4 protein-coding genes are annotated in these 3595 nt (G+C 59.3%); 2 read left to right on the forward strand and 2 right to left on the reverse strand.

Annotated elements, in window-relative coordinates:
- Both AC1DRJ_RS21690 and prlC read right to left on the reverse strand, forming a co-directional pair.
- Positions 1-182: YheV family putative zinc ribbon protein (locus tag AC1DRJ_RS21690; RefSeq protein WP_477803945.1), on the reverse strand; the 182-nt coding region annotated here is incomplete at its 3' end.
- Positions 179-2230 carry an oligopeptidase A gene (prlC, locus tag AC1DRJ_RS21695; RefSeq protein WP_477803946.1) on the reverse strand — a complete coding sequence of 684 codons (2052 nt, stop codon included), beginning with the start codon at positions 2228-2230 and terminating at the stop codon, positions 179-181. The genes prlC and AC1DRJ_RS21690, both read right to left, overlap by 4 nt.
- An 89-nt stretch (positions 2231-2319) precedes the next feature.
- Here prlC and AC1DRJ_RS21700 point away from each other — a divergent pair, with 89 nt between their 5' ends.
- The gene (locus tag AC1DRJ_RS21700; RefSeq protein WP_477803947.1) at positions 2320-2865 is read left to right on the forward strand and encodes a gamma carbonic anhydrase family protein; all 546 of its coding nucleotides are present in this window, start codon (positions 2320-2322) and stop codon (positions 2863-2865) included.
- A 29-nt stretch (positions 2866-2894) separates the two neighbouring features.
- Positions 2895-3545 (forward strand): HAD family hydrolase, encoded by a 651-nt coding sequence (locus tag AC1DRJ_RS21705; RefSeq protein WP_477803948.1) that lies wholly within the window; start codon positions 2895-2897, stop codon positions 3543-3545.
- The last annotated feature ends 50 nt before the right edge of the window (positions 3546-3595 follow it).

Genomic DNA, 3595 nt, shown 5'->3' on the forward strand with positions numbered 1-3595 from the left:
CCCAATTCCTTGGGAACGGACAGACCTTGTTCATTCAATGTGTCGGAATAACCGCAGGCCACGCATTCACGGTGCGGGACTTCGTCTTCGTTCCACATCATCAACTTGTCCGGCTCGCTGCACGCCGGGCATACCGCCCCGGCGATAAAGCGTTTTTTGGTAATCACAGGCCCCTCGCTCATGCTGCCGCGTCCTCACTCAGGCCGCTGTGGCGCAAGAGTGCGTCAATCGAGGGTTCACGGCCACGGAAGTCGACGAACAGCACCATCGGCTCCTGGGAACCACCGCGCGCCAGAATGGCTTCGCGGAACGCACGACCGGTCTCGGCATTGAGCACGCCGTCTTCTTCGAACTTCGAGAACGCATCGGCCGACAGCACTTCTGCCCATTTGTAGCTGTAGTAACCCGCCGCATAACCGCCAGCGAAGATGTGCGCAAAGCTGTTCGGGAAACGGTTATAGGCTGGGGGACGCATGACCGATACCTCGTCACGAACGCCTTCAAGCACCTGCGCCACGCTACGGCCATCACCGTGGGTGGCATGGAGTTCGAAGTCGAACAGCGAGAACTCCAGCTGACGGACCATCATCAGGCCGGACTGGAAGTTTTTCGCTGCGAGCATTTTCTGCAGCAGGTCTTGAGGGAGTGGCTCGCCGGTTTCGTAATGACCGGAGATCAGCGCGAGGCCTTCCGGCTCCCAGCACCAGTTTTCCATAAACTGGCTTGGCAGCTCGACCGCATCCCAGGCCACGCCGTTGATGCCGGAGACGCCGGCGTGTTCGACGCGGGTCAGCAGGTGATGCAGGCCGTGACCGAATTCGTGGAACAGGGTGGTGACTTCGTCGTGGGTCAGCAGCGCAGGCTTGCCGCTATCGGCCGGGGTGAAGTTGCACACCAGATTGGCTACCGGGTTTTGCAACGCGCCTTCAGCCGTGCGGCGACGGTCGCGAGCGCCGTCCATCCACGCACCGCCGCGCTTGTTGGCGCGGGCGTAAAGGTCGAAGAAGAAGCGGCCGACGTGCTGGCCGTTTTCCTTGATTTCGAACAGGCGAACATCCGGGTGCCAGGTGTCGAAGCCTTTCTGCTCGGCGATTTCGATGCCGTACAGACGCTGAACGATGGCGAACAAGCCGCCCAACACTTTGTCGATCGGGAAGTAGGCGCGCAGGGCTTCCTGAGCCACGCTGTAACGCTGCTCGCGAAGTTTCTCGCCGYAGAAACCGCTGTCCCAGCTTTGCAGATCCGGGCAGCCTTGTTCGGCGGCATAGGCTTTGAGCTGATCAAGGTCCTGCGCGGCAAACGGTTTGCTGCGCTTGGCCAGGTCGCGCAGGAAACTGAGCACCTGATCGCTGGACTCGGCCATTTTAGTGGCCAGACTCAGCTCGGAGAAACTGTTGAAACCCAACAGCTTGGCCAGTTCCTGACGCAGGTCGAGGATTTCTTCCATCACTGGGCCGTTATCGTTCTGACCGGCATTCGGGCCCTGGTCCGACGCACGAGTGCWGTAGGCGGCRTAGACTTCTTCGCGCAGGGCRCGGTCSTGGGCGTAGGTCATCACYGCGTAGTARCTCGGGAATTCCAGGGTGATCAAAAAGCCGTCCAGACCCTTGGCCTGTGCAGCGGCGGCCATTTGCGCCTTGGCGGAATCGGTCAGGCCGGCGAGAGTGGCTTCATCGGTGACGTGTTTGGTCCAGGCTTGAGTGGCGTCGAGCAACTGGTTGGAGAAGCGGCTGCCCAGTTCCGAGAGCTTGCTCTGCACTTCTGCATAACGCTTCTGCTCGGCCTCAGGCAGGTCAATACCCGACAGACGGAAGTCCCGCAGGGAGTGTTCCAGGATAGTTTTCTGCGCTACATCGAAACCGCCGGCTTCCTGGCTGTTGGCCAAGGCTTCGAAGGCTTCGAACAACTCGCGGTTCTGGCCCAGTTCGGTGGAGTAGGCGCTCAAGGCAGGCAGGCAGGATTCGTAGGCTTCACGCAATTCGGCGCTGTTGCACACAGCGTTCAAGTGGCTGACCGGGCTCCAGGCAGCGCCCAGGCGATCATTGAGCTCGTCCATCGCCAGTACCAGGCCKGCCCAGGTCGGTTGTTTGCCCTGGGTCTTGAGGATTTCGATAATGGCGGCGCGGTTGTCAGCCAGGATCTGTTCAATGGCTGGCTGCACGTGTTCGGCACGGATCGCCGAGAACGGTGGCAGGTCGTAGGACTGCAAAAGAGGGTTGTTCACGCTCACGGTTGGCACCTTGGCTGGAAGAAACATGCGGCCATCTTAATTACAATCGACGCTCACCGCAGCTATCAGCAACAGAGAGAAACCCTATCGTGACCCTTCGCAAGTATCAGAACCATATGCCGCTGCTGAACAAAGGCGCTTTTGTCGACGGCACAGCAGTGGTGATCGGCGACGTTGAAATCGGCGAAGACAGTTCTGTCTGGCCRCTGACAGTGATCCGCGGCGACATGCACCGCATCCGCATCGGCGCGCGTACCAGTGTTCAGGACGGCTGCGTGCTGCACATCACCCATGCCGGCCCGTTCAATCCTGATGGTTTTCCGTTGCTGATCGGCGACGACGTGACCATCGCGCATAAAGTCATGCTTCACGGTTGCAGCGTGGGCAGCCGGGTGCTGATCGGCATGGGCAGCATCGTCATGGACGGTGCGGTGGTCGAGGATGAGGTGATCATCGGCGCTGGCAGTCTGGTGCCGCCGGGCAAACGCCTGGAAAGCGGTTTCCTCTATGTGGGCAGCCCGGTGAAACAGATCCGCCCGCTGACCGAAAAGGAAAACGCCTTTTTCACCTACAGTGCGGCGAATTACGTGAAGCTCAAGGATCTGCATCTGGCTGAAGGTTACGACCAGCTCTGACCCCGTCCCGTTATTGCTCAGGAATAGTCATGCATTACCCAACCGTTTTATTCGACCTCGATGGCACATTGACCGACCCGCGCGAAGGCATCACGCGTTCGATCCAGTTCGCCCTGAGCAACCTGGGCATCGATGAGCCCGATCTGAGCAAACTGGAACACTTCATCGGCCCGCCGCTGCTGCAGGCGTTCATGCAGTTTTACGATTTCGATGAGCCGAAAGCCTGGGAAGCCGTGAATTTCTATCGCGAACGTTTCAAGGTCACCGGTCTGTACGAGAATCGCGTGTTCGACGGCGTCACCCCGCTGCTGGAAACCTTGGGTGGGCAAGGGCGTCAGTTGTACATCGCGACGTCCAAGCCATGGGTGTTCGCCCGGGAAATCGCCCGGCACTTTGATTTCGCCAAGCACTTCAAAGTGATCTACGGCAGTGAACTGGACGGGACGCGTACGAACAAGGTTGAGTTGATTGCGCATCTGATGGCAGAAGAAGGGCTGGATCCGGCGAATACCCTGATGATTGGCGACCGTAAGCATGATCTGATCGGTGCGCGCAGTAATGGGCTGGACTCCGTGGCCGTGGGCTACGGATTTGGTAGCCGGGAAGAGCTGAGTGCTGAAGCGCCGACTTATCACTTTGAAACGCTGGATGAGATGCATCAGGCGTTTTTGCAGCGCTGAGCAAATCCATTCGCGAGCAAGCCCGCTCCCACATTCGACCAAGTTCCTCC

It is taken from the genome of Pseudomonas sp. P5_B2 (assembly GCF_056400445.1).